The sequence below is a fragment of the Streptomyces sp. NBC_00887 genome, assembly GCF_045207585.1.
In genome coordinates, this window is the sequence record NZ_CP108788.1 from 7,886,081 (window position 1) to 7,911,938 (window position 25,858).

Below are 25,858 nucleotides of genomic sequence, written 5' to 3' on the forward strand. Positions count from 1 at the left end.
GGGGTGGCACCGACAGCTCACTCGTGAGGCCGGTGCCCGCCCGTTGCCGCCATGCGTTTCTCTTCGCGTCGCTGTGCTCTGCGACGCAGGAAGCGGCGGATACGCGAGGCGAGGAAGACCAGTATCACCAGGCCGAGCACCAGAAGTGTCGCGGCGATGACGGCCGCGGCCACGGGGTTGAACATGGCGAACGTGATGATCCCGGCGACGCCGAGGTCCTCCGCGACGCTCACCGCGACGTTGCTGAACGGTTCGGGCGAGGTGTTGACCGCCATCCTGGTGCCCGCCTTCACCAGATGGCTCATCAGCGCGGTGGAACCGCCGACCGCCGCGGCCGCGAGCTCCGGCAGCGATCCGCTCTCGCCCGCCAGCAGCGCCGCGACGACCGCCCCGGCGACCGGACGCACGACCGTATGGACCGCGTCCCAGGCCGAGTCCACGTAGGGGATCTTGTCGGCCACCGCCTCGAACAGGAAGAGCACCCCGGCCGTCACGAGCACATCGGTGCGCTGCAGCGACTCGGGCACCTCGTCGGTGAGTCCGGTCGCGCCGAAGATGCCGAACAGCAGGACCACCGCGTAGGCGTTGATCCCGCTCGCCCAGCCACTCGTGAACACCAGGGGGAGTACGGACACGGACGCGATCGTAACCAGTCGCCGTCCGCCCCGGGTGGGCTCCCGCACACAGCTCTGAGTATGTGTACCTAGTGGGGGAGATGAGTAGGGACGCGGATGGGCTCCCACCTGCACGGACGGCAGAGTGGAGACCACGGAAGGGGCGCAGCGCCCGGACCGCCGGCACGGGGCGGCGGAACGGTGCGGCACTCCGGACGCAACGGGGGTGTACGACGCGGAGCCCGGGGACCACGGGGGAATCGGGGTCACGGGGAAGGGCGCCGCGGAAGCACCGAAGACGCCGGTCCGGTGGCATTCGAGGGGGATCGAATGCCACCGGGCCGGCGTCTTCGTGTGCCGTGTGCTCCCGGGTCTCCTCAGCGTCCGCTGACGCGCCCGTGCAGCAGCAGGGACAGGGCCGAGTGCACATCGTCGATCGAGCGCTCCGGCTGGAACGCCTGCCAGTCGAGCGCCGCCACGAGGACCATCCCGACGAGGGCGGCGGCCGTCAGTTGGATGTCGATCTCCTCGCTGAGCTCACCGTTCGCGACACCTTCCCGGAGCACCCCCTCGACGACCGCGACGGCTTCCTGGCGCAGCACCAGGAGTGTCGACTGCCAGGCGCGGTTGGTGCGCCAGAGCTCGGCGACGTACAGCTGGGTGAAGGCCGGGTAGCGGTCGATGAAGACCAGACCGGCCCGGATCATCGCGTCGAGGGCCTCCACCCGGGTGCCGTCGCGCTCGTCGGTCTCCTCGGCCGCGGAGCGGAGCGACTGCGTGAGCAGTCCGACGCCGTGCCGCAGCAGCTCCTCGAAGAGTTCGGTCTTGCTCTTGAAGTTGTAGTAGACCGTGCCCTTGGCCACCCCGGCACGCTCGGCGATCTCGTCCACCGTGGTCGCCGAGAAGCCCTTCTCCGCGATGAGGGTCACAGCCGCCTCGTAGAGCTTCTGCCGCGTGGCCTTGCGGCGTGTGGTGCTACTGCTGTCCATACGGTCGATTCTCACAGGTCCCGGCGAGCTCACAGACTGAGCTCCGGATGCAGCCGGTCCAGGGTCCACACCTGCTTGCGGCGGGCGGAGAGCGCGGTCAGTGCCAGAGCGCCCGCGGTGAAGGCCAGCAGCACGGCGCAGGCCTGCCAGACCGGTCCGAGACCACCCCCGGTGATCAGCCTGCGCAGCCCCTCCACGACGTACGTCATCGGCAGGTAGGGGTGGATCGCGCCGAAGAAGCCGGGGCTGGTCTGGACGGGGTACGTGCCGCCTGCGGAGGTCAGCTGGAGCATCAGCACCGCCAGCACGAGGATCCTTCCCGCCGCGCCGAAGCGGGCGTTCAGCCACTGGACGATCGCGGCGAAGCAGCAGGTGACCAGGGCCAGGAAGCCGATCGTCCCGGCGGCGTGCGCCATCTGCAGGCCGAGCCGCCAGTGCAGCACGGACATCAGGGCGACGACCTGGAGCAGGCCGATGGCGGCGACCGGCAGCCAGCCGGCGAAGGCGATGCGCCAGGCCGGTGCACCGGCCGCGAGCGCGCGCCGGTTGAGCGGCTGGATCAGCATGTACGCCACCATCGCCCCCACCCAGAGGGAGAGCGGGATGAAGTACGGGGCGAAGCCGGTGCCGTAGTTGGGAGCCGCGTGCAGCGACGAGGAGGCAAGCTGCACGGGGTCGGCCATGACACCGGTACGGGCGTCGCGGTCCTTCTTGTCGTAGTCGGGGATCCTGCCGACACCGTCGTTCAGCCCCTGGGCCAGGGTCGCGGACCCGTCACTGAGCCGGAACAGCCCGCCGTCCAGACTCTTGGCCCCTTTCTTGAGCTTCGAGAGCCCGCTGTCCAGATCCGCGGACCCGGTCTTCGCGGTGCCGAGCCCCGTGTGGAGTGCGTCGGCGCCCTTGGCGACCTTGTGGGCACCGGTGTTGAGCGAGTTGATCTTCGAGACGGCGGACTCCAGGTCCGTGTCCAGGTTCGGCGAGCGCCTGGCGAGGGCGTCGGCCTGCTTCTGAAGGGTGGTCAGCTGGGCGCGCAGCTTCTTCAGGTCCCCGTTCTGGTTGGTGACCAGGGTGTTCAGGTCGTCGGAGACCTTCGCGACATCGGCAGCCGCGGTCTTGGCGCGCTTCAGCTGCGGGCACACACCGGGGTCGGGCAGCGGCTGCTCCGTGCAGCGGATGCGGTGGACGTCGGCCAGATCGTCGGAGGCCGCGTGTGCGGCGGCCGACGCGGTGGGCGCGGCCTCGACCAGCAGGTCGAGGTTGTCCCGCACGGTCTTCGAGGAGTCGGCGACCAGCCGCGCCGTGTCCCCGATCGTCCTGCCGTTGTCCTTCAGGAACGGACGGACATCGCCGGCCACCTTGTTGACCTTGTCGGCGAGGAGCTGGGTACCGGAGGCGACCTGCCGGGATCCGGTCTCGAGGTCGCCGGCGCCCTTGTTGAGCCTGACGATCCCGGCGGACAGCGTGCCGCTGCCCGACTTGGCGTCCTTGAGCCCGACCGCGAGGTCCTTCGAGCCCTTCTTCGCCCTGGCGACGCCGCCCTTGAGGTCGTCGGCGCCCGCGGCGGCCTTCGCCGTCGCGTCGTGGAGGCCGGAGAAGTTGATGAAGATCCGGTCGAGGAAACCGCGCGAGGCCTTCGTCGACGCGGCGCTGCGGACCTCGGCGAACACGGTCCGGGAGATCTGCCCGACGATGTAGTTGTTGGCGTCGTTCGTACGGACCTGCAGGGCGCCCGTCTCGGGGGAGTCGCCGGAACTCGATGCGATCCGCCTGCTGAAGTCGGCCGGCATGGTCAGAGAGAGGTAGTACGTTCCGTCCTCGACGCCCCTGCGGGCCTCGGCGGAGTCGACCTCGTGCCAGTCGAAGACCTTGGAGTCGAGGAGCCTGCCGGCTATCTCGTCACCTGCCGCGACGCGCTTGCCCTCCGCGCTAGCGCCCTTGTCGTCGTTGACGAGCGCGACGGGGATCCTGTCGAGCCGCCCGTACGGATCCCAGAAGGACCACAGGTACAGGGCGCCGTACAGCAGGGGGAGCAGCAGGAGGGCCACCAGTGCGGCCCGCGGCATCCGGCCCCTTCCGAAACGCCTCAGCTCAAGCGCGGCCAGTTTCGGCGATCGCATCGGCCGTCCCCTCTCCGGTCGTGTCGTCCTCGGTCGGTGCGTTCTCGCTGGTGTCGGGGGTTCCGGTCCGTACGGTGAACGCGTTCTCAGGTGCCTCGCTGCACACGGCGAGCACCGTCGTCCCGGCGTCCGCGAGGGCGCCCAGCAGGGCCCAGGCCTCGGCACGGTCCGCGTCCGAGAGCTTGAGGTCGGTGTCGTCCACCGCGAGGAGCCGGGGCCGGGCCATCAGCGCAAGGGCGACGGACAGCCGCAGGGCTTCGAGCCGCTCCAGGTCCCGTACGGAGGTCCGTTCGGCCTTGGGCAGGGCCGAGGTGTCCAGGCGGACGGCCTCCAGCGCGGCGTCGACGGTCGCCCGGGCCGTCGCGGTCCGCCGGGCCCGGGGCTCCAGCAGGGTGCGCAGCGATCCGTCGAAGCGGCGCTGCAGCAGGGCCCGTTCGCGCAGATGCTCGGCGACGGTGAAGGCGGGGTCGAGTTCGCTGACCCCGGGCACCGGGCCCAGCGCGCTGATCCTTCGGACGGCGGCGAGCCGGCCGGGCACGCGCAGACCGCCGACCTCCGCGTGCCCCTGAGTGGAGCGCATCCGGCCGGTGAGCGCGAGCAGCAGGCACGTGCGGCCCGACCCGGACGGGCCCTCGATCGCGACGAGCGTCCCGGGATCCGCGGTGAAGTCCACACCCCGGAAGGCCCAGCCGCGCGGCCCTTCGAGCCCGAAGTCCTCGGCGCTCACTTCCGCCCCGTGCGGGCTGTCCACAACCCCACCCCCCATTTTGCACTGACCAGTCAGTGCAAAAAGCTAGCCCGAACTCGCGCTCGAAGCAAAGTGCCAGGTCAGTGGCGGTACGGAAGGGATTGTCAGTGGTGGCCGTCACGATGGATACATACGGCCACGAAGCCGTCACACGACGACAGGAGGTTCGTCATGGCCAGCTCGTCCGCAGCCGCCGCTCCACGGCGCCGCGCAGGCAGCCCTGCCCCCTCACTGACCGGTCCGGCAACCGACGTCCACCCCGTTAGGCGTCGCACCACTGCGCCGCCCGCCGCTCTCGATCTGCTCGTCCAGGCCCGTTCCGGCCTGGACGAGGCCGCCGTACTCGACGTGCCCAACGAGCGGTACGCCACCGCTCACCTCGCCGCGCTGCGTACGGCAGCCGCCGTGCTCGCCGCCCGTGGCCGTCCCGAAACCAGCAGGCGCCGCCGGGAGAGGATCCGCAGCGCCTGGGAAGTCCTGCCGGAAATAGCGCCCGAACTCACCGAATGGAGCGCCCTGTTCGCCTCCGGGGCCCGGCGCAGGGCCCGGGCGGAGGCCGGGATACCGGGCGCGGCCACCAGCCGTGACGCCGACGATCTGCTGCGGGACGCCGCCATGTTCCTGCGTCTGGTCGAGCGGCTACTGGCGCTCCAGCCGGTCCTTCCGCAACCCCGCAAGGACCGGCCCCGGTAACAGTCGGGAGGTGGTCCGACGCGGGGTGACCGGGACGGCGGTGCAAGGCAATAGGGTGGAGAGCCCGTACCACCTGCACCGTTCACGCTCCGCCGTCCGTGGCGGCATCGTGCCGAGGAGTCAACTGCCGTGTCGGACCAGCTGCGCCCCCGTGCCTCCCTCCGTACCGCCGTGGTCTGGGAGGTCCTGAAGGACACTCTGGAGCGCCGCGTCAAGGCGACCGGCAGGGACGCCCTGGACGTGCTGGACACGGGCGGCGGCACCGGCAACTTCGCGGTGCCCGTCGCCCGTCTCGGTCACCGGGTCACCGTCGTCGACCCCAGCCCCAACGCGCTGTTCGCGCTGGAGCGCCGCGCCGCCGAGGCCGGGGTGGCCGACCGGGTCCGCGGCGTCCAGGGCGACATCCTCGGCCTGTTCGACGTCGTGGAGCGCACCGGCTACGACGCGGTCCTGTGCCACGGCGTCCTGGAGTACGTGGACGACCCCGCCGAAGGCGTACGGATCGCGGTCGACGCGCTCCGTCCCTCCGGCGCGCTCAGCCTGCTGGGTGCCGGGCTCGGCGGTGCCGTCCTGGCCCGCGCGCTCGCCGGGCACTTCACCGAGGCCAAGCAGGCGCTGACGGACCCTTCGGGACGATGGGGGGAGGGCGACCCCGTGCCCCGCAGGTTCACCGCCGACCAGCTCGCCGAGCTGGTGTCGGCCGCGGGGGTAGAGGTCGGCGCGGTCCACGGCGTGCGGGTCTTCGCGGACCTCGTGCCGGGGGTTCTCGTGGACACCGAGCCCGGCGCGCTCGATGCGCTCCTGAGGCTGGAGGCAGCCGTCGCGGAACTGCCGGCGTTCCATTCGGTGGCGACCCAGCTGCACGTTCTGGGCGAGAAGCGCGTCTGAGCCATGACGCGGACACGGCCGAAACGTGGCCGTGGAGCGACCGGAGCACGGCTGATCAGCAACGCAGCTGCAGACGGAGTACGGCCCAGAACACCCGATCGGGGCGCAGGCCCCGTATGATCGGGTGACACCATCCGGCATGACGGATCGGCGGTCGGGGAATCTACGCCTCAGCAGCCGGCCGACATGGCGGTCCGGACTGGCTATGGCTAGAGGGCGGGTTTCACGGGGGCGAATCCCTGCCTATTCTGGAAGGGCCGCATACCGGTCGCCCCCCGCGGCCGACGACGAGGAGGACTCCGTGCCGCTCTCGGAGCACGAGCAGCGAATGCTCGAGCAGATGGAGCGAGCGCTGTACGCCGAAGATCCCAAGTTCGCGACAGCGCTTGAGGGAAGCGGGCTGCGCAGGTACACCCGGCGACGGGTCTACCAGGCGGTGGCCGGTTTTCTGGTGGGTATCGCGCTCCTCATGGCCGGAATGGTCTTTAAGCAGACCTGGATCAGCGTGGTGGGATTCCTGGTCATGCTGGGCTGCGCCGTGCTGGTTGTCACCGGGTGGCGCAAGGCGCCCAAGCCCGGCGAGCAGCCGCAGACGGGGAGCGGGGGCGGAGGCGAACGCCGACATCCCAAGCAGCGCCGGTCGATGATGAACCGGATCGAGCAACGGTGGCAGCGCCGCCGCGACGAACAGGGCCAGTGAACCCCCGGTTCGGCAGGCATCGGTCCGCCCGGCCCTGATCCGTACCGTGAACACCGAAACTTGCTGCAGGACTCATGAGTGAGGGGCGGCCGCATCTCTGCGGCCGCCCCTCACTCGTCATGTGCGCCGCCACCCGTCGCCCGGGCTGCCGGTCCTGGCCCCCACCGGTCCAGGGCCCTCGGCTCCCGCCGGTCCTCGACTCGGGCTGTCGGCCCCGGCGCCCACCCGGTCGCCGCCTGGCCCTGGCCCCCGGCTCCCGCCGGTCCTCGCTCGGGCTGCCTGCCCCCGGGCAGCCGGTTGCCGCCTGACCCCGGGCCGCCGGTCCTTGTCCGGGTCCCGGCGGTCAGCCCTGCTGGCGGGAGGGGCGGCGCAGGCGGGTGGCCCAGCGCTCCCGGCCAGGACGGTCCATCCACCGCAGGCGGAACGCCGCGCGGCGTTCCGAAATCGTCCAGATCACCCGAACGGCCGAACGTGGCGCGACCGTCGCGCGCAGCCGTCCCAGGCGGCCGGCCGAGCCTCGCAGCCCCGCCTGGACGGCCAGGACGTCCTCGGCCGAACCGGCCGGTGCCAGGGGCTCGGGCGCGTACAGCACCTGCTCCACCGCGCCCGCCACCCGGTGGGCCGCGGACGCCGCCGTGCCGGTGAGCTTCCCCAGCCGTACGAGGCGTGCCGCGGCCTTGCGCGGCGTCTGCGACTCGTCGGGTTCGATGCCGTGGTCCCAGGCCGTGTCCGTGAGTTCCCGCCACGCGGCCATGACCCTGGCCGTGGCATCCGCGGGCGTACGGCCACCGGAGGAGCCCAGCCGCCGTGCACGGGCCCGAAGACGCCAGAGCATCGGCAGGAACGGGATGACGAGCACCAGAAGGGCACCCAGCACCACCAGAACCACGGTTCCCGTGGGCGTCCCCGGATCGGCCGAGTCCAGCGCACCGGGAGCCGCCGACGCACCGCACTCACCCTGGCGGCGCATCTGTGCCGGGCACGATTCCGAGGCGGACGGAGCGGCCGTGGGCGCTGAGGAGGCACCCGCGGAGGGCAGCGCCTGATCGTTCGTGTCGTCCGGGGAAACGTCCTGCCTGGTGTACGAGGGGGTGGTGCCCCGGGACGGGGTCGGCTCGAAGCGGGTCCAGCCCACCCCTTCGAAATACAGCTCCGGCCAGGCGTGCGCATCACGCAGCCCGACCGACACGGAACCGTCCGCCTGGACCGTGCCGGGTGTGAAGCCCACAGCGACCCGCGCCGGAATGCCCAGCGTCCTGGCCATCGCGGCCATCGTGAACGAGAAGTGGACGCAGAAGCCTTCCCTGTCCTTGAGGAACCGCTCGATCGCCGCCGTGCCGGTCCCCGACGTCACCGTCGTGTCGTAACGGAAACCGCCCCCCGACGCGAACCAGTCCTGGAGCTTGACGGCCTGCTCGTATCCGTTGGCCGCCCCCTTCGTCACCCGTTCGGCGGTCTTCAGGACCACGTCGGGCAGCGAGCCGGGCACCCGGGTGTACTCACGCGCCAGCTCCGAACGCGGAGCCAGCGCCCCGGCGAGCTGGTCGGCCGTCGGCTGCACGAGCAGACTGCTCACCTCGTACCGGACGCCTCGCGTCGTCTGGCCGTCGTCCCCGACAAGGGTGCGTCCCTCCGGTTCGAACCGCCAGCGACCGCTGATGTCCACCTCGCTCGCCGGATAAGGGAGCGGCAGATACGTCTGCCGGTACGAGCCCGAAGCGGAGATGTTCGTCAGGATCTCCGTGAAGGCGACGTCGGAGCCCAGCCCGGCCGGCTGCGGCAACCGGTCGGGCACATCCTTCAGACGGCGGGTCGAAGGCCGCCACTCGCTCCCGTTGAACTGATCCAGGGCCTGGATGCGCAGATAGAAGTCTTCGGGGTTCGCCGAGTCGGTGCGGTACGACATCACCTGCCGGTTCTCCGGCTGGTTCAGGTTGTTCTGCAGCGAGACCAGCGGGTTGACCGCGGAGATCGTGCCCCCGCCGGTGCCCTTGCCCGTACCGCCGCCCGTGCCGCCCAGCAGCCCGCCGTCCAGGGCGGGCAGCGCCGCAGGGACCACCAGGGCGATGCCCAGCGCCACCGCACCGATGCGACGCCCCGTGCGGACCGGCGCCAGAGGGCCCGAAGGCCCTTCCAGCCCGGCCGCCAGACCGCCCGACGAGCGGGACGTACCGCTGAAGACCCGCCCCCACTGGGACAGCCGGTCACGGCCCTCGGCCAGCAGCAGGAGCAGATAGCCGCACGCGGCGAGCAGGAACCAGAGCCAGCCCGCTCCTCCGTCGCTGAGCCCCGCCGCGACCGAGTAGAGCGCCAGCAGAGGCAGCCCGGCAGGCGCCGCGGTACGGAAGGTCACCGCGAGAGCATCCACGGCGAGCCCGATCAGCAGCACGCCGCCGATCAGCATCAACCGGATGCCGTCGGACGCCGGAGCGGGTATGGCGTACCGGCCGACGTCGTCGGCGCCCGCCGTCAGCAGGTCCGCCAGCCGCTGCACGGCCTCGGGTCCGGGGAACAGACCGAACAGCGCCTCCTCCGAGGCGAAGGCCATCGTCAGCAGCAGCAGCGTGACCAGCAACTGCGCGGAGACCGTCAGAATCCGTGCGAGCGGCACCCGGCGGGTGAGCGCACCCACACCGCTCTGGATCCCCAGCAGGAAAGCGGCCTGGACGAGCCACTTCGCCGTCTCGACCAGCGGCAGCAGAGCCCCCGCCGCCATCAGCGTCGCCACAAAGGCGCACAGCGTCAGCCGCGTACGACCGCTCATGACCATCCCCCAGAGAACCCTGTCGTTCCGCCGGCCGCTGCCGGGTGAGGGCCGGAGTCCTGCCGGCCCGCCTGCTGCCACAGCCGGGAGAACTCCGCCCCGGCCGGCACCGCCACCGCGGTCCAGCCCGCCTCGCGCAGCAACCTCAAGCGGTCGTCGGCCGGCGCGGGAGGCACCTTGTCCCCGTCGCGCACCCATTCCGAACTGTCCAGCACGAACGCCACAGCGGCGCCGCTGCGTTGCCGCATACGGGCAGCCAACGCCGTCTGCTCCTCGTCCAGATCACCGAAGAACGCCAGCAGCAGACCCTCGTTGCCCCCGCGCAGCACGTCGTAGGCGCGGGACAGACCGCCCCCGTCGGAGTGGTCGACGACCGCGAGGGTGTCCATCATCAGCCCCGCCGAGTCCGCGGACCCCTGGGTCGCCCCGGCGAATCCGTCGGAGCCCTCGCCCGGCACGGAACCGCCGTCGTCCGTCAGCAGACGCACGGCGAAGCCGCGCTCCAGCATGTGCACAAGAGAGGAGGCAGCCGCCGACACCGCCCACTCGAAGGCGGAGTCCGGACCTGCCCCCCGGAACGCGATCCGCCGGGTGTCCAGCAGAACCGTGCACCTGGCCCGCTGCGGCTGCTCCTCGCGGCGCACCATCAGCTCGCCGTAGCGCGCGGTGGAGCGCCAGTGCACCCGCCGCAGATCGTCCCCGTGCCGGTAGCCGCGGGGAATGATGTCGTCCTCACCGGCCAGCGCCAGTGAACGCTGCCGCCCCTCGCCGTACCCGGAGGCCTCGCCCGCCAGCCTCAGCGTCGGCAGTGCCTCGGTGCGCGGTATGACGACGAGGGTGTCGTACGCGCTGAAGGAACGGGTCAGCTCGCACATCCCGAACGGGTCGCTGAGCCGCAACTGCAGCGGACCGAGCGGGTAACGTCCGCGCAGATCGGACCTGACCCGGTAGGACACCTCACGCTTGCCGCCCGCCTCCACCCGGTCGAGTACGAACCGGGGCCGGGGACCCAGCACGTACGGCACCTGGTCCTGGAGCATCAGCAGGCCCGTGGGCAGCCGGGACAGATTGTCCATCCGCAGGTGGACCCGGGCCTCCGAGCCCGTGGGCACCCGGGACGGCGCCAGCCGCCGGCTTCCCGCGACCCGGTAGTGGGTGCGGCAGAGCACGGTCACGCAGACCAGGGGCAGCACCGCCAGCAGCAGTCCGACCCGCAGCAGGTCACCCTGGCCCAGCACATAGGCGCAGACCGCGGCGGCGACACCGGCGGCCAGGAAGGACCGCCCCCGTGTCGTCAGACCGTTCAGAGCCGCACGCAGGCTGCCCTTGTCGTCGCCGTCGTCCACGGGACCGGGAACCCCGGCCGCCATCACAGCCGCCGTACGCCGGGCTGGCCGTAGACCGGGCGGCCGGGCTGGTGCTGCGGCGCCGCCGGGGCAGCCGTGACGGCACCGGACGTCGGCACGGGGATGCGCTGAAGGATCTCCAGCACGACCTGCTCCGCCGTGCGCCGGTTGAGCTGTGCCTGGGCCGTGGGCAGCAGCCGGTGCGCGAGCACGGCCACCGCGAGGGCCTGGACGTCGTCCGGCAGGGCGTATTCCCGCCCGCTGAGGGCCGCCGAGGCCTTCGCCGCACGCAGGAGGTGGAGGGTGGCGCGGGGCGAGGCCCCGAGTCTGAGATCCGGGTGCTGACGGGTGGCCCCGACGAGGTCCACCGCGTACCGGCGCACGGAATCGGCCACGTGGACCGTGCGCACCGCGTCGATCAGCTTCACGATGTCGTGGGCGTGCGCCACCGGCTGCAGGTCGTCCAGCGGTGAGACCCCGCCGTGTACGTCCAGCATCTGGAGCTCGGCCTCCGGGCTGGGGTAACCGATCGACACCCGGGCCATGAACCGGTCGCGCTGCGCCTCGGGCAGCGGATAGGTGCCTTCCATCTCCACCGGGTTCTGGGTGGCCACCACCATGAACGGGTTGGGCAGTTCGTAGGTCTGGCCGTCGATCGTGACCTGACGTTCCTCCATCGACTCCAGCAGCGCGGACTGGGTCTTGGGCGACGCTCGGTTGATCTCGTCGCCGATCACGATCTGGGCGAAGATCGCGCCCGGCTTGAACTCGAAGTCCCGTCGCTGCTGATCGAAGATCGACACCCCGGTGATGTCCGAAGGCAGCAGGTCGGGCGTGAACTGGATACGCCGCACCGAGCAGTCGATGGACCGCGCCAGCGCCTTGGCCAGCATCGTCTTGCCGACCCCGGGCACATCTTCGATGAGGAGGTGTCCCTCCGCGAGCAATACGGTCAGCGAAAGCCGTACGACCTCAGGCTTGCCCTCGATCACACCTTCCACCGACCTGCGCACCTGCTCCACTGTGGTGGTCAGATCTGTGAGGCTCGCTCGATCGTCATAGGTCGTCACCCGGCCCTCCTCGGCCCCTTGTGCACGGGCCGACACGCAAAGCTGCCCGGCCCGCCCCGAAATACGGACACTCTCCGGAAGACCCGGAGAGGTGTCACACCCGCATTCTTGTTGCCGTTACCGCTTCGTGTCACTCGCCTGTGGATAAGTGGGCGCGATATGTCGGGTGTGGCCCGTATGTCGATGGGTGAGCCGGGGCCGGAGAGTCAGGAGGCGGGAAGGATCTCGCGGAGCAGGCCGGTCGTCACGTCGAAGACGAACCCCCGGATGTCGTCCGTGTGCAGGAGGAACGGCGAGGTGCGCACGCGCTGCATCGACTGCCGTACGTCCTGGTCCGCGTCCTTGTAGGCCTCGACCGCCCAGACCGGCCGCTGCCCGACCTCGTGCTCCAGCTCCTGCCGGAAGTCCTCGGTGAGCGATTCGAGGCCGCAGTTCGTGTGGTGGATGAGTATGACGCTGCGGGTGCCGAGCGCCCGCTGGCTGATGGTCAGCGACCGGATGACGTCGTCCGTGACCACACCGCCCGCGTTGCGGATGGTGTGGCAGTCGCCGAGCTCCAGGCCGAGCGCCTTGTGGAGGTCGAGGCGGGCGTCCATGCAGGCGACGACGGCGACGTGGAGCACCGGTCGCGCGTCCATGCCGGGGTCGCTGAACTCGTCCGCATAACGGGCGTTCGCTTCGACCAGCCGGTCGGTGACCGTACCGCCCGAACGGGCCGTCCCTGTCGTGGAAGCAATGGGCTCGGCGGAAGACTGCGCGGAAGTCGACATGGATACGACGTTAGCTGTCACGGTCGCCATCGGCGTGCTGTGGAAGGGGACAAAGAACGTCAACGAGACTTGTTGTGAGGTAATCCACAGACCTCACAGTCCTGCACCCGCACGGGTGAGTCCCGGGTCCGCAGAGGGTGGTGCGACGCGCTGTCCGGTTCGTTGATCGTGAATCGATCGAATGGCAGGGTGGACTAAAGTGACGCGAAGTTACCGACACGCCTGCACATTCTGCATATTTCAGCACGTTTCGAATTCCCCGTGATGTGCGGCGTACATGCGGCCCGGCCCTCTCCCGCTCGCCGGTCGGCCGACGCCCCTTCCCCGGCGCCGGCGGGCCTCCCCTTCCGAGCGGGCGGGGACCAGACCGCACGTGCGGCCACACGGGACTGAGCCTGAGAGGGCGCATTGAGCCAGACCCGACATGTCCCGGTGATGCTCCAGCGGTGCCTGGACCTGTTGGCCCCGGCTCTGGAGGTGGCAGGACCGCAGCCACCGGTGGTCGTGGACTGCACCCTCGGGCTCGGCGGGCACAGCGAGGCCCTGCTCGCCGCCTTCCCGGCGGTCCGGCTGATCGCGCTGGATCGCGACAAGGAGGCGCTGCGGCTCTCCGGCGAGCGCCTCGCCCCGTTCGGCGACCGGGCCACGCTGGTCCACGCCGTCTACGACGAACTGCCCGAGGTGCTCGACCGGCTCGGCGTCCCCAAGGTCCAGGGCGTGCTCTTCGACCTCGGCGTCTCCTCCATGCAACTGGACGAGGCGGACCGAGGGTTCGCGTACGCCCAGGACGCCCCGCTCGACATGCGCATGGACCAGACGACGGGCATCGGCGCGGCAGAGGTGCTCAACACCTACGCGCCGGGCGAGCTCGTACGGATCCTCCGCGCGTACGGCGAGGAGAAGCAGGCCAAGCGGATCGTCTCCGCCGTCGTACGCGAGCGCGAGAAGGAACCGTTCACCAACAGCGCCCGCCTCGTGGAGCTCATCCGGGACTCGCTGCCCCAGGCCGCCAAGCGCACCGGAGGCAATCCGGCCAAGCGCACCTTCCAGGCACTGCGCATCGAGGTCAACGGGGAGCTCACCGTCCTGGAGCGAGCCGTTCCGGCCGCTGTGGGGAGCCTCGCGGTGGACGGCCGCATCGCCGTCCTCTCGTACCACTCGCTGGAGGACCGGCTGGTCAAGCAGGTCTTCGCGGCCGGCGCGGCCAACACGGCGCCGCCCGGTCTGCCCGTCGTACCCGAGCGCTACCAGCCCCGGCTGAAGCTGCTGACCCGCGGAGCGGAGCTGCCCACCGAGGAGGAGGTCGCCGAGAACCGGCGGGCCGCCCCCGCCCGGTTGCGCGGCGCCCAGCGGATCCGCGCGGAGGAGCGATGAGCGCGCACCACAGGGCCGAGGAGACACCGGGGAAGGCGGGGGAACTGCGGTGACCAAGGCGGCCGAGCAGTTGAAGGGGCGGGCGGGAAGGCTCGCCCGGCTGATGCCGTCGGGCCCGAGCAAGGCGGCCCGTACCCCCTTCGTCCTGCTGGTCGTGCTGCTCCTCACCGGTGGCCTGATCTCGCTGCTCCTGCTGAACTCGGCGCTCAACGAAGGATCGTTCAGGCTGAGCAAGCTGAAGCGGGAGACCACCGATCTCACCGACGAGCAGCAGGCCTTGCAGCGCGACGTCGACAGCTACTCGGAGCCGGACGCGCTCGAACGGCGCGCCCGGGAACTCGGGATGGTGCCCGGCGGCAGCCCCGTGTTCCTGAACCCGGACGGCACCATCCGCGGCGTTCCCGAGCGCGTCACCGCTGAGCTGTCCCCCGCCGCAGCCCCGAAACCGGACACGAGCCCGGCGGGCAGCGCGGGCCGGCCCCCGGTGACCGCCTCGCCGCCAGGGTCCGTACCCCCGTCTCCCTCCGGTTCCGCAGCCGCCCCGCCGCCGTCCGCGACTCCCACGACTTTGCCCCCGACGAGCTCCGGCAGGTGACGCAGTGCCGTCCAAGGAACCGCCGCGCCGCCGTGTGCCCGGCCCCGCGCGTCCCCGTAAGGCGGCAGGCGGAAGCGGCCGCCCCCGGCCCTCCGCCCGTCCCGGGGCCGGGCGCCCGCGTCCGTCGTCGCGGCGCCCGCGGGGAACGGCGTCTCGCGGAGGCTCCCCGCAGTCCATCCGCCTGGGCAGCCCGCGCCCACGGCTGCGCCTGATCAGCCTCTGCCTGACGCTCGTCATGCTGGCGTTCGTCGTCCGGCTGCTCCAGGTGCAGGCGGTCGACGCCGGCACGTACTCGGCCAAGGCGGAGAAGAACCGCTATCTCGAGTACACGATCGCCGCCGAGCGCGGTGAGATCACCGACCGCAGCGGCATCGCCCTGGCGACCAGCGTCGACGCGCACGACATCACGGCCGACCCCAAGTTGTTCACCCCCGAGGACAGCAAGGCCCCCGACGCGCCGCACCAGGCGGCGGCCCTGCTCGCCCCGATCCTCGGCAAGGACGCCGCGGAACTGACGAAGAAGCTCTCGGCCCCCGACAGCCGCTACACCGTGCTGGCCCGCAGGCAGACCCCGCAGGTCTGGAAGCAGATCAAGGACCTCAAGTCCGTGTTCGCCGAGAAGGCGGCGAAGGACAAGGCCGACGGCGGCACGGGAGCGAACGTCCTAGCCGGAGTCCTCCAGGAGCCCACCACCAGGCGGGTCTACCCGAACGGCGATCTCGCCGCCGGGATACTGGGATTCGTCAACGCCGAGGGCAAGGGCGGCGGCGGACTGGAAGCCCAGCTGAACGGCCGGCTCGAGGGCGAGAACGGCAAGATCCGGTACGCCCAGGCCGGCGGCCGCCCCGTACCGACCGCGGGTACCAAGGAGATCCCGGCCGTCGCGGGCACCGACATCGAGCTGACGATCGACCGCGACATCCAGTGGGCCGCCCAGCGGGCCATCGCCGACCAGGTGAAGAAGTCCAGGGCGGACCGCGGCTATGTGATCGTCCAGAACACGAGGACCGGCGAGGTGCTGGCCATGGCCAACGCCCCCGGCTACGACCCGAACGACCTCTCGCAGGTCAACTCGGCGGCTCTCGGGAACGCGGCGCTCCAGGACGTGTACGAGCCCGGGTCCACGAGCAAGGTCATGTCCATGGCCGCGGTACTGGAGGAGGGCGCCGCGACCCCCGGTACCCACGTCACCGTCCCCAACCGGCTGCACCGGGGGGACCGGCTGTTCAGGGACGACATCGACCACCCCACCTGGTACCTCACGCTCAACGGCGTACTCGCCAAGTCGAGCAACATCGGCACGATCCTGGCCACCGGACAGCTCGGCAGGACGCAGACCGAGGCCAACAAGGTCCTCCACTCGTACCTGCGCAAATTCGGCATCGGCAGCACCACGGGGCTGGACTACCCGGGCGAGTCGCCGGGCATCCTCGCCAAGCCGCACGACTGGTCCACCTCGCAGCAGTACACGATCCCGTTCGGCCAGGGCCTCTCGCTCAACGCCATGCAGGCGGCGTCGGTGTACCAGACCATCGCCAACGGAGGGGTCAGGATCGAGCCGACCCTCGTCCGCGGGACCAAGGGCGCGGACGGCCGCTACACCGCTGGAGCCGCGCCCGAACGGACCCGGGTGGTCAGCGAGAAGACGGCGAAGACCCTGGCGAACATGCTCGAGTCCGTGGTCGACGACCGCGAGGGAACCGGGACGAAGGCGCACATCCCGGGCTACCGAGTCGCGGGCAAGACCGGTACGGCCAACCGTGTGGATCCCGTGCGCGGCATCTACAAGGGCTACACGGCGTCCTTCGCGGGCTTCGCCCCCGCCGACGACCCGCAGATCACCGTCTACTGCGCCATCCAGAACCCCACCAGGGGCAGCTACTTCGGCGGCCAGATCTGCGGTCCGATCTACAAGAAAGTCATGGAGTTCGCGCTGAAGACGCTCCAGACCGCACCGTCCGGCAGCGATCCCGCCAGGCTGCCGGTGTCCTTCAAGCCCGGCGAGTGACTCGGAATGTCCTCAGTGACGACGATCACCCCGGATCACCGGAACCGGAACGAGAAGTACCGCAAACCTGGGCCCTCGCTTCGCGAGAGGCCGGGTCCGCCCGGTACGCTCACCGCCGTGCCCCACGCCGATCAGTTCCAAACCACTCAGAAGGACGCGCCTGTGAACTATCCGGGAGCGCCCCGACCGGACCGGCTCCGGCCGACTTCCCTCGGAGAGCTGGCAGCCCGGCTCGGCGCCGGACCGCAGGAATCCGGTGAGGTCACCGGTATCACCCACGACTCCCGGGCCGTGCGGCCCGGGGACGTGTACGCGGCCCTGCCCGGCGCCCGCTTCCACGGCGCCGACTTCGCCGCCCAGGCCGCAGGCCTCGGCGCGGCCGCGATCCTCACCGACCCGGCAGGTGCCGAGCGCGCCGCCGCCACCGGAATCCCCGTCCTGGTCACCGAGGACCCGCGCGGCCGGATGGGCGACATCGCCGCCGAGATCTACGGCCGGCCCGGCGTCGGTCTCCTGCAGATCGGCATCACCGGAACATCCGGCAAGACCACCACGGCCTATCTGGTCGAGGGGGGTCTGCGCGGCGCCGGACGCAGTACGGGCCTCATCGGCACGGTCGAGATGCGGATCGGCGACGAGCGCATCAAGTCGGAACGCACCACCCCGGAAGCCACCGATCTCCAGGCGCTGTTCGCCGTCATGCGCGAACGCGGTGTCGACGCGGTCGCCATGGAGGTCTCCAGCCACGCCCTGGTGCTCGGGCGGGTCGACGGCTGCGTCTTCGACGTGGCCGTGTTCAACAACCTCAGCCCGGAGCACATGGAGTTCCACTCCGGGATGGAGGACTACTTCCAGGCCAAGGCGAGGCTGTTCACTCCGCAGCGCAGCAGGCTCGGCGTGGTCAACTTCGACGACGAGTACGGCCGCAGGCTGGTCACGGAGGCGACCGTCCCCGTCGTCACCTTCTCCGCCGAGGGCCACCCGGACGCGGACTGGCGTGCCGAGGACGTCGAAGTCGGCCCGCAGAGCAGCACCTTCACGGTGATCGGCCCCAAGGGGGAGCAGATCACCGCGAAAGCCCCGCTGCCCGGCCCGTTCAACGTCGCCAACTCCCTCGCCGCGATCGTCACCCTGGCCGTCGCGGGCGTCGACCCGCAGATCGCCGCCGACGGTGTCGCGGCGGTCCCCGGTGTCCCGGGGCGGCTGGAACGCGTCGACGCCGGACAGCCGTACCTCGCGGTCGTCGACTACGCGCACAAGACCGACGCCGTCGAATCCGTCCTGCGCTCCCTGCAGAAGGTCACCGAGGGCAGGGTGCACATCGTGCTCGGCTGCGGCGGCGACCGTGACACGACGAAACGCGGTCCGATGGGCGCGGCGGCGGCCCGGCTCGCCGACACCGCCGTGCTGACCTCGGACAACCCGCGCTCCGAGGACCCCCTCGCCATCCTCGCCGCGATGCTCTCGGGCGCCGCGGAGGTACCCGTCCACGAACGGGGCGACGTCCTCGTCGACGCGGACCGCGCCGCCGCCATCGCCGCGGCGGTGGCCCGCGCCGAACCCGGCGACACCGTACTGGTGGCCGGAAAGGGACACGAGCAGGGACAGGACATCCACGGAGTGGTACGCCCCTTCGACGACCGCCAGGTCCTGCGCGAGGCCATCGAGCGCTCCATGGGACGCGCGGGCGCCGCACACACCCACGAGAACAACAGTCAGGGATGACCAAGTGATCGCCCTTTCACTCGCCGAGATCGCCGAAATCGTCGGCGGGCAGCCGCACGACATACCGGACCGGGCCCTCACCGTCACCGGCCCCGTCGTCATCGACTCCCGAGAGGTGGAGGAGGGCTCCCTGTTCGCCGCGTTCGCCGGCGAGCGGGTCGACGGGCACGACTACGCGCAGCGCGCCGTCGAGGCGGGCGCGGTAGCGGTGCTCGCCGCCCGCCCCGTCGGTGTCCCGGCGATCGTCGTCGACGACGTCGTGTCGGCGCTCGGCACGCTCGCCCGTGCGGTCGTCGAGCGCCTCGGGACGACCGTCGTGGCGCTCACCGGCTCGGCCGGAAAAACGTCCACCAAGGACCTGATCGCCCAGCTCCTCGAGCACAAGGCACCCACCGTCTGGACCCTCGGCTCGTTCAACAACGAGATCGGACTGCCGCTCACCGCGCTGCGCTCCACCGCCGAGACCCGACACCTCGTCCTGGAGATGGGCGCCCGCGGAATCGGCCACATCCGCTACCTCGCCGGCCTCACCCCGCCGAGGATCGGCCTGGTCCTCAACGTGGGAACCGCCCACCTCGGCGAGTTCGGCAGCCGGGAGGCGATCGCCCAGGCCAAGGGCGAGCTCGTGGAGGTCCTCCCCGAGGACGGAGTCGCCGTGCTCAACGCCGACGATCCGCTCGTGCGGGCCATGTCCGCCCGTACAAAAGCGCGGGTGATCCTCTTCGGAGAAGCCCCGGATGCGGACGTACGGGGAGAGAACGTCCGGCTCACGGACGACGGCCGTCCCGCTTTCGCGCTCCACACACCCACCGGGTGCAGCGACGTGACCTTGCGCCTGTACGGTGAGCACCACGTGTCGAACGCGCTCGCCGCGGCCGCCGTCGCCCATGAGTTGGGCATGTCCGTGACTGAGATCGCCGAGGCGCTCTCCGGGGCGGGCACCCTCTCCCGCTGGCGCATGGAGGTCACCGAGCGTCCGGACGGTGTGACGGTCGTCAATGACGCCTACAACGCGAACCCCGAATCCATGAGAGCCGCACTGCGTGCGCTGGCTGCCATGGGCAGAGCCTCACGGGCAGGAGGGGGACGTACGTGGGCGGTGCTCGGTCAGATGGCCGAGCTCGGCGACGCGTCGCTCGCCGAGCACGACGCTGTCGGACGGCTTGCCGTCCGGCTCAACGTCAGCAAGCTCGTCGCTGTCGGAGGAAGAGAAGCCTCCTGGCTGCAACTGGGCGCATATAACGAGGGTTCGTGGGGTGAGGAGTCGGTGCACGTGTCCGACGCACAGGCGGCCGTCGACCTGTTGCGCAGTGAACTGCGCCCGGGAGACGTCGTGCTGGTGAAGGCGTCCCGGTCGGTCGGCCTGGAGAAGGTCGCCCTGGCACTGCTGGAGAACGCGACCGAGGGCGAGGTCGCCGTCCGATGAGGCAGATCCTCTTCGCAGGGGCCATAGGGCTCTTCCTGACCCTGGTCGGCACTCCGCTGCTGATCAAGCTCCTGGCCCGCAAGGGCTACGGGCAGTTCATCCGGGACGACGGCCCGCGGTCCCACGGCAGCAAACAGGGCACGCCCACCATGGGTGGTATCGCCTTCATCCTGGCGACGATCATCGCGTACGTCCTGGCGAAGGTGATCACCGGCGAGGAGATGCGCTTCTCCGGCGTCCTCGTCCTTTTCCTGATGGCGGGGATGGGCCTCGTCGGCTTCCTCGACGACTACATCAAGATCGTCAAGCAGCGATCGCTGGGTCTGCGGGCCAAGGCGAAGATGGCCGGCCAGCTGATCGTCGGCATCTCCTTCGCGGTGCTCTCCCTGCAGTTCGCGGACATCCGCGGCAACACCCCGGCATCCACCAAGCTCTCGTTCGTCGAGGACTTCGGCTGGTCCATCGGGCCGGTGCTGTTCTGCGTCTGGGCGCTGTTCATGATTCTCGCCATGTCCAACGGCGTGAACCTGACGGACGGCCTGGACGGCCTGGCCACCGGCGCCTCGGTGATGGTCTTCGGCGCGTACACCTTCATCGGACTGTGGCAGTTCCAGGAGTCCTGCGCCAACGCGAACACCCTGACCAACCCCGAAGCGTGCTTCGAGGTACGCGACCCACTCGACCTCGCGGTCGTCGCCTCGGCACTCATGGGCGCCTGCTTCGGCTTCCTGTGGTGGAACACCTCGCCCGCGAAGATCTTCATGGGCGACACCGGTTCGCTCGCCCTCGGCGGAGCGCTCGCGGGCCTCGCGATCTGCTCCCGCACCGAGTTCCTGCTCGCCATCCTCGGCGGCCTCTTCGTGATGATCACGATGTCCGTGGTCATCCAGGTCGGCTCGTTCAAGATGACCGGCAAGCGGGTCTTCCGGATGGCACCGCTCCAGCACCACTTCGAACTCAAGGGGTGGTCCGAAGTCCTTGTCGTGGTCCGCTTCTGGATCATCCAGGGCATGTGCGTGATCGTCGGACTCGGCCTCTTCTACGCAGGATGGGCAGCCAAGAAGTGAGCAACGCGGACTGGCAGGGCAAGCACGTCACCGTCGCGGGACTGGGCGTCAGCGGTATCCCCGCCGCCCGCGCCCTGCACGAGCGCGGGGCGCTGGTCACCGTCGTCAACGACGGCGACGACGAGCGCTCCCGCGCCCAGGCGGCGGAACTGGAGGCGCTCGGCATCACCGTGCGCCTCGGCGACGGGGCCACCCTGCCCGAGTCCACCGAGCTCATCGTCACGGCCCCCGGCTGGAAGCCCGACAAGCCGCTCTTCCTGGCAGCCGCCGAGGCGGACGTCCCCGTCTGGGGTGACGTCGAACTCGCCTGGCGGCTGCGGGGGCCCGATGCCGCACCCTGGCTCGCGGTCACCGGAACCAACGGCAAGACCACGACCGTGCGGATGCTCGCCTCGATCCTGGAGGCGGCCGGGCTGCGCACCGCCGCGGTCGGCAACATCGGCGTCTCCCTCCTGGACGCGGTCCTCGGCGAGGAGACGTACGACGTGCTCGCCGTCGAACTCTCCAGCTACCAGCTCCACTGGTCGCCCTCCCTGCGCGCCCACTCCGCGGCCGTGCTCAACCTGGCCCCGGACCACCTCGACTGGCACGGCTCCATGTCCGGTTACGCCGCCGACAAGGGCCGGATCTACGAGGGCAACAGCGTCGCCTGCGTCTACAACGCACAGGACGGCGCCACCGAGGACCTGGTGCGCGAGGCCGACGTGGAGGAGGGCTGCCGGGCGATCGGCTTCACCCTCGGTACGCCGGGTCCCTCGCAGCTCGGCGTGGTGGACGGCATCCTCGTCGACCGGGCCTTCGTGGCCAACCGCCAGAAGCAGGCGCAGGAGCTCGCCGAGGTCTCCGACGTCAACCCGCCGGCCCCGCACAACATCGCCAACGCCCTGGCCGCCGCGGCCCTCGCCCGCGCCTTCGGCGTGGAGCCGGCCGCCGTACGCGACGGCCTGCGGGCCTTCCGCCCCGACGCCCACCGCATCGAGCACATCGCGGACGTCGACGAGGTCACCTACATCGACGACTCCAAGGCGACCAACACCCACGCCGCGGAAGCCTCCCTCGCCGCCTACGACCCGATCGTCTGGATCGCCGGCGGCCTTGCCAAGGGCGCCACCTTCGACGAGCTCGTGACCGGGGCGGCCAAGCGCCTGAGGGGCGTCGTACTGATGGGTGCCGACCGGGCGCTGATCCGCGAAGCCCTGGCGCGACACGCCCCCGAGGTACCGGTCGTCGACCTCGACCGGACCGACACTGGGGCGATGTCCGAAGCGGTCCGGGAAGCGGCACGTCTCGCCCGGCCGGGCGACACCGTACTGCTGGCACCGGCCTGCGCCTCGATGGACATGTTCGTCAACTACAACAAGCGGGGCGAGGCGTTCGCGGACGCGGTCCGCCAACTCGTCGCCGAGAGCGCCTGACAGGCCCGGCCTCCGCGTCGTACCGTCCCGGAGTCCCGGGGCGCGAGCGGCACCGCCGCGGGCCCCGGCGCCCCGGTAACAGCCCCGGGCACGAGCAGTGGAGGGGACAGCGACAATGCCGGCCCACGAGAGCCCAGCCCCGCGCGGAGCGGACCGCTCACGGGTGACCGCCGCGATCAGCCGGGCGTTCAGCCCGCCCCTGCTCGCCCGGCCGGCCGTCGGTGGCCCCGGGCTGCCCTCCGGACTCGCGCAGCCCCCCGGACTCGCGCTGCGCAGCCGGCCGGCCGTCGGCTCCCGGCGGCCCGCCGTGCCCCGCAGCGGTGGCGCCGGATCGGGCACGGGGTCCCGGCCGCCCCGCTTCGCCGCCGTGCGGCGGATGTACGAGCAGGCGCGGAGGGCCTGGGACCGCCCCCTGACCGCGTACTACCTGATCCTCGGCTCCAGCCTGCTGATCACGGTTCTCGGGCTCGTCATGGTCTACTCCGCCTCCATGATCAAGGCGCTCGAGCTCGCCAAACCCGGTACGTACTTCTTCCGGAAGCAGTTCCTCGCCGCCGTCATCGGGGCCGGGCTGTTGCTGATGGCCTCCAGGATGCCCGTCAAACTGCACAGGGCACTGGCCTACCCGCTCCTCATGGGATCCGTCTTCCTGATGGTGCTCGTGCAGGTTCCGGGGATAGGGATGTCGGTCAACGGCAACCAGAACTGGCTCTACCTGGGCGGTCCCTTCCAGCTCCAGCCCAGCGAGTTCGGCAAACTCGCCCTCGTTCTGTGGGGCGCCGACCTGATCGCCCGCAAACAGGACAAACGGCTCCTGACGCAGTGGAAGCACATGCTGGTGCCGCTCGTCCCCGTCGCCTTCATGCTGCTCGGGCTGATCATGCTCGGCGGCGACATGGGAACTGCGATCATTCTCACCGCGATCCTGTTCGGCCTGCTCTGGCTGGCAGGTGCTCCGACCCGGCTCTTCGCCGGGGTGCTCGCCTTCGCCGGGCTCATCGGCTTCGTCCTGATCAAGACCAGCCCCAACCGGATGTCACGGCTCGGCTGCATCGGTGCCTCCGAGCCGGGTCCCGGCGACTCCTGCTGGCAGGCGGTGCACGGAATCTATGCCCTGGCCTCCGGCGGATGGTTCGGTTCCGGGCTGGGTGCGAGTGTGGAAAAATGGGGTCAACTCCCCGAACCGCACACGGACTTCATCTTCGCCATCACCGGGGAGGAACTGGGTCTGGCGGGGACGCTGTCGGTGCTCGCCCTGTTCGCGGCCCTAGGCTATGCGGGTATCCGCGTGGCCGGACGCACGGAGGACCCCTTCGTGAGGTACGCAGCGGGAGGCGTGACCACCTGGATCACGGCGCAGGCCGTGATCAACATCGGTGCGGTGCTCGGCCTGTTGCCGATCGCCGGTGTCCCGCTGCCGCTGTTCTCCTACGGAGGTTCGGCCCTGCTGCCGACCATGTTCGCCGTCGGGCTGCTGATCGCGTTCGCGCGAGAGGAACCCGCCGCGAAAGCGGCCCTGGCCATGCGGAGGCCCGGGGTGAGATGGAAGACGATGAGACGGCGCGTCACGAAGCGTCCGTCCGGAGAGCGGTGAATTTCGGTGCATGTCGTACTCGCCGGTGGGGGGACCGCCGGCCACATCGAGCCCGCGCTTGCCCTCGCAGACGCCCTGCGCAGGCAGGACCCGACCGTGGGAATCACTGCCCTCGGCACGGAACGCGGACTCGAGACCAGGCTCGTACCCGAGCGGGGGTACGAGCTGGCACTGATCCCTGCCGTGCCGCTGCCGCGCAAGCCCACACCTGAGCTGATCACCGTCCCGGGGCGGCTGCGCGGCACCATCAAGGCGGCCGAGCAGATCCTGGAACGCACCAAGGCGGACTGCGTGGTCGGCTTCGGCGGCTACGTCGCCCTGCCCGGCTACCTCGCCGCCAAGCGGGCAGGGGTGCCGATCGTCGTCCACGAGGCCAACGCCCGGCCGGGCCTGGCCAACAAGATCGGTTCGCGCTACGCGCACGGGGTCGCCGTCTCCACCCCCGACAGCAAGCTGCGTGGTGCCCGCTACATCGGCATCCCGCTGCGGCGCACCATCGCCACCCTCGACCGTGCCCGGGCCCGCCCTGAGGCGCGTGCGGCCTTCGGGCTCGACCCCAACCTGCCGACGCTGCTGGTCTCCGGCGGCTCGCAGGGCGCGCGCCACCTCAACGAGGTGGTCCAGCGGGTCGCGCCGCTGCTCCAGCGGTCCGGAATCCAGATCCTGCATGTGGTCGGCCCGAAGAACGAATTGCCGCGCATCGACAACATGCCCGGGATGCCGCCCTACATCCCGGTACCGTACGTGGACCGGATGGACCTCGCGTACGCCGCGGCCGACATGATGCTCTGCCGCGCCGGCGCGATGACCGTCGCCGAACTCTCCGCCGTCGGGCTGCCCGCCGCCTACGTCCCGCTGCCGATCGGCAACGGCGAACAGCGGCTCAACGCCCAGCCCGTGGTCAACGCGGGCGGCGGTCTCCTGGTGGACGACGCGCTGCTCACCCCGGAGTGGGTGCAGGGCAACGTCCTTCCGGTGCTGTCGGATCCGCACCGGTTGTACGAGATGTCCCGTTCCGCCGCGGAGTTCGGGCGCAGAGACGCCGACGACCTGCTCGTCGGCATGGTGTACGAGGCGATTGCCGCACGCCGCAAGGCGTGAGGCGGTGCGGACCCGGGGCGCGTGCCCCGGGTCCGGTGAAGGAGCGAGCGTGGCCGGACCGACGACCGCCCAGCGCGGCGCAGCCAAGCGTGCCGACACTCCGGCCCGCCCGCCGCACATCCGCCCCGAGGGGCGGCGGCTGACCGGCCGTACGCGACTGGTCCTGGCCGCAGTTGTCGCGGCGCTGATCGCGGCAGGCGGAATCTGGGTGCTCTACGGCTCTTCCTGGCTGCGCCTGGAACAGGTGACGACCACCGGTACGGACGTCCTGACGCGGGCCGAGGTGGAGGCAGCCGCGGCGGCTCCGGTCGGCGCTCCGCTGATTTCCGTGGACACCGAAGCCATGGCGGACAGGTTGCGCCAGAAGTTGCCTCGTATCGACTCGGTGGATGTCGTACGGTCATGGCCACACGGCATCGGACTTAAAGTGACCGAACGGAAGCCGGTTCTGTTGGTGAAAAAGGGCGCAAAGTTCATTGAAGTGGACGCGAAAGGCGTGCGCTTCGCAACGGTGGACGAAGCGCCGCGACACGTGCCCCTGCTGGAACTGGAATCCGACCGGTCGCCGAGCCTGCGCCGCTTCGGCAGTGACCGTCTGTTGCGGGAGGCGGTCCGGGTCGCGGGCGGCCTTCCGACGCGTCTGGCCGGGGAGACGAAGGCCGTACGGATCTCGTCGTACGACTCCGTCGTCCTGGAACTGACCCGGGGGCGCACGGTGATGTGGGGCAGCGCCGAAGAAGGGCCCGTGAAGGCGCGAGTCCTCACCGCACTCATGAATGCGGCGCCCAAAGCGGGGCACTTCGACGTGAGTGCACCCACCGCCCCGGCCGTATCGAAGAGTTGACGCACATTTG

Annotated in this window: 21 protein-coding genes; 13 read left to right on the forward strand and 8 right to left on the reverse strand. The window is 70.7% G+C overall.

Going from position 1 to position 25,858, the window contains the following annotated elements; translation table 11 throughout:
- Window positions 1-17 precede the first annotated feature (17 nt).
- The 4 genes from OG844_RS35970 to OG844_RS35985 form a co-directional block, all read right to left on the reverse strand.
- The gene (locus OG844_RS35970) at window positions 18-635 is read right to left on the reverse strand and encodes a DUF4126 domain-containing protein (protein WP_406389466.1); all 618 of its coding nucleotides are present in this window, start codon (window positions 633-635) and stop codon (window positions 18-20) included.
- Between the two features lie 356 nt (window positions 636-991).
- Window positions 992-1,603: a TetR/AcrR family transcriptional regulator gene (locus OG844_RS35975; protein ID WP_406389464.1), complete on the reverse strand. Its 612-nt coding sequence runs from the start codon at window positions 1,601-1,603 to the stop codon at window positions 992-994.
- A 29-nt stretch (window positions 1,604-1,632) separates the two neighbouring features.
- A complete protein-coding gene (locus OG844_RS35980; protein WP_406389463.1) occupies window positions 1,633-3,720 on the reverse strand; it encodes a YhgE/Pip family protein in 2,088 nt (695 codons plus the stop codon).
- Entirely contained in the window at window positions 3,692-4,471 is a 780-nt protein-coding gene (locus tag OG844_RS35985) for an ATP-binding cassette domain-containing protein (RefSeq protein ID WP_406389462.1), read from the reverse strand. Before OG844_RS35985 ends, OG844_RS35980 begins: the two co-directional genes overlap by 29 nt.
- Window positions 4,472-4,639: 168 nt before the next feature.
- Here OG844_RS35985 and OG844_RS35990 point away from each other — a divergent pair, with 168 nt between their 5' ends.
- The 3 genes from OG844_RS35990 to OG844_RS36000 all read left to right on the forward strand — a co-directional run bounded on the left by OG844_RS35990 (window position 4,640) and on the right by OG844_RS36000 (window position 6,749).
- The gene (locus OG844_RS35990; protein ID WP_406389460.1) at window positions 4,640-5,161 is read left to right on the forward strand and encodes an SAV_6107 family HEPN domain-containing protein; all 522 of its coding nucleotides are present in this window, start codon (window positions 4,640-4,642) and stop codon (window positions 5,159-5,161) included.
- Between the two features lie 129 nt (window positions 5,162-5,290).
- A complete protein-coding gene (locus tag OG844_RS35995) occupies window positions 5,291-6,049 on the forward strand; it encodes a class I SAM-dependent methyltransferase (RefSeq protein WP_406389459.1) in 759 nt (252 codons plus the stop codon).
- A 301-nt stretch (window positions 6,050-6,350) separates the two neighbouring features.
- Window positions 6,351-6,749, forward strand: coding sequence for a DUF3040 domain-containing protein (locus tag OG844_RS36000; RefSeq protein ID WP_406389458.1), 399 nt, complete (start codon window positions 6,351-6,353; stop codon window positions 6,747-6,749).
- 343 nt (window positions 6,750-7,092) lie between these two features.
- Here the strand turns inward: OG844_RS36000 and OG844_RS36005 are convergent, their stop codons facing one another.
- The 4 genes from OG844_RS36005 to OG844_RS36020 all read right to left on the reverse strand — a co-directional run bounded on the left by OG844_RS36005 (window position 7,093) and on the right by OG844_RS36020 (window position 12,699).
- A complete protein-coding gene (locus tag OG844_RS36005; protein WP_406389457.1) occupies window positions 7,093-9,513 on the reverse strand; it encodes a DUF3488 and DUF4129 domain-containing transglutaminase family protein in 2,421 nt (806 codons plus the stop codon).
- On the reverse strand, window positions 9,510-10,883 hold the full coding sequence (locus OG844_RS36010; RefSeq protein ID WP_406389456.1) for a DUF58 domain-containing protein: 1,374 nt from the start codon (window positions 10,881-10,883) through the stop codon (window positions 9,510-9,512). Before OG844_RS36010 ends, OG844_RS36005 begins: the two co-directional genes overlap by 4 nt.
- Window positions 10,883-11,929, reverse strand: a complete 1,047-nt coding sequence (locus tag OG844_RS36015; protein ID WP_406389455.1) for an AAA family ATPase — start codon at window positions 11,927-11,929, stop codon at window positions 10,883-10,885. Before OG844_RS36015 ends, OG844_RS36010 begins: the two co-directional genes overlap by 1 nt.
- Window positions 11,930-12,135: 206 nt before the next feature.
- Window positions 12,136-12,699, reverse strand: coding sequence for a beta-class carbonic anhydrase (locus tag OG844_RS36020; RefSeq protein ID WP_406389454.1), 564 nt, complete (start codon window positions 12,697-12,699; stop codon window positions 12,136-12,138).
- A 408-nt stretch (window positions 12,700-13,107) separates the two neighbouring features.
- On the opposite strand from OG844_RS36020, the gene rsmH reads away from it, so the two are divergent.
- From rsmH to OG844_RS36070, 10 genes are all read left to right on the forward strand, one after another.
- Window positions 13,108-14,073 carry a 16S rRNA (cytosine(1402)-N(4))-methyltransferase RsmH gene (rsmH, locus tag OG844_RS36025; protein WP_406389453.1) on the forward strand — a complete coding sequence of 322 codons (966 nt, stop codon included), beginning with the start codon at window positions 13,108-13,110 and terminating at the stop codon, window positions 14,071-14,073.
- A gap of 49 nt (window positions 14,074-14,122) precedes the next feature.
- A complete protein-coding gene (locus OG844_RS36030) occupies window positions 14,123-14,668 on the forward strand; it encodes a septum formation initiator family protein (RefSeq protein ID WP_406389452.1) in 546 nt (181 codons plus the stop codon).
- A 4-nt stretch (window positions 14,669-14,672) separates the two neighbouring features.
- Window positions 14,673-16,676 (forward strand): peptidoglycan D,D-transpeptidase FtsI family protein, encoded by a 2,004-nt coding sequence (locus OG844_RS36035; RefSeq protein ID WP_406389451.1) that lies wholly within the window; start codon window positions 14,673-14,675, stop codon window positions 16,674-16,676.
- 15 nt (window positions 16,677-16,691) lie between these two features.
- Window positions 16,692-18,401: a UDP-N-acetylmuramoyl-L-alanyl-D-glutamate--2,6-diaminopimelate ligase gene (locus OG844_RS36040; protein ID WP_406389450.1), complete on the forward strand. Its 1,710-nt coding sequence runs from the start codon at window positions 16,692-16,694 to the stop codon at window positions 18,399-18,401.
- Between the two features lie 4 nt (window positions 18,402-18,405).
- Window positions 18,406-19,827, forward strand: coding sequence for a UDP-N-acetylmuramoyl-tripeptide--D-alanyl-D-alanine ligase (gene murF / locus OG844_RS36045; protein ID WP_406389449.1), 1,422 nt, complete (start codon window positions 18,406-18,408; stop codon window positions 19,825-19,827).
- On the forward strand, window positions 19,824-20,894 hold the full coding sequence (gene mraY / locus OG844_RS36050; protein ID WP_329212005.1) for a phospho-N-acetylmuramoyl-pentapeptide-transferase: 1,071 nt from the start codon (window positions 19,824-19,826) through the stop codon (window positions 20,892-20,894). The genes murF and mraY overlap by 4 nt, the downstream gene beginning before the upstream one ends.
- Complete coding sequence (gene murD, locus OG844_RS36055; protein WP_406389448.1) at window positions 20,876-22,309, forward strand: UDP-N-acetylmuramoyl-L-alanine--D-glutamate ligase; 1,434 nt, start codon at window positions 20,876-20,878, stop codon at window positions 22,307-22,309. The genes mraY and murD overlap by 19 nt, the downstream gene beginning before the upstream one ends.
- A gap of 115 nt (window positions 22,310-22,424) precedes the next feature.
- Window positions 22,425-23,903, forward strand: a complete 1,479-nt coding sequence (gene ftsW, locus OG844_RS36060; RefSeq protein ID WP_406389447.1) for a putative lipid II flippase FtsW — start codon at window positions 22,425-22,427, stop codon at window positions 23,901-23,903.
- 6 nt (window positions 23,904-23,909) lie between these two features.
- The gene (gene murG, locus OG844_RS36065; protein ID WP_406389446.1) at window positions 23,910-25,004 is read left to right on the forward strand and encodes an undecaprenyldiphospho-muramoylpentapeptide beta-N-acetylglucosaminyltransferase; all 1,095 of its coding nucleotides are present in this window, start codon (window positions 23,910-23,912) and stop codon (window positions 25,002-25,004) included.
- Between the two features lie 49 nt (window positions 25,005-25,053).
- Window positions 25,054-25,848 (forward strand): cell division protein FtsQ/DivIB, encoded by a 795-nt coding sequence (locus tag OG844_RS36070; protein ID WP_406389445.1) that lies wholly within the window; start codon window positions 25,054-25,056, stop codon window positions 25,846-25,848.
- Window positions 25,849-25,858: the final 10 nt, after the last annotated feature.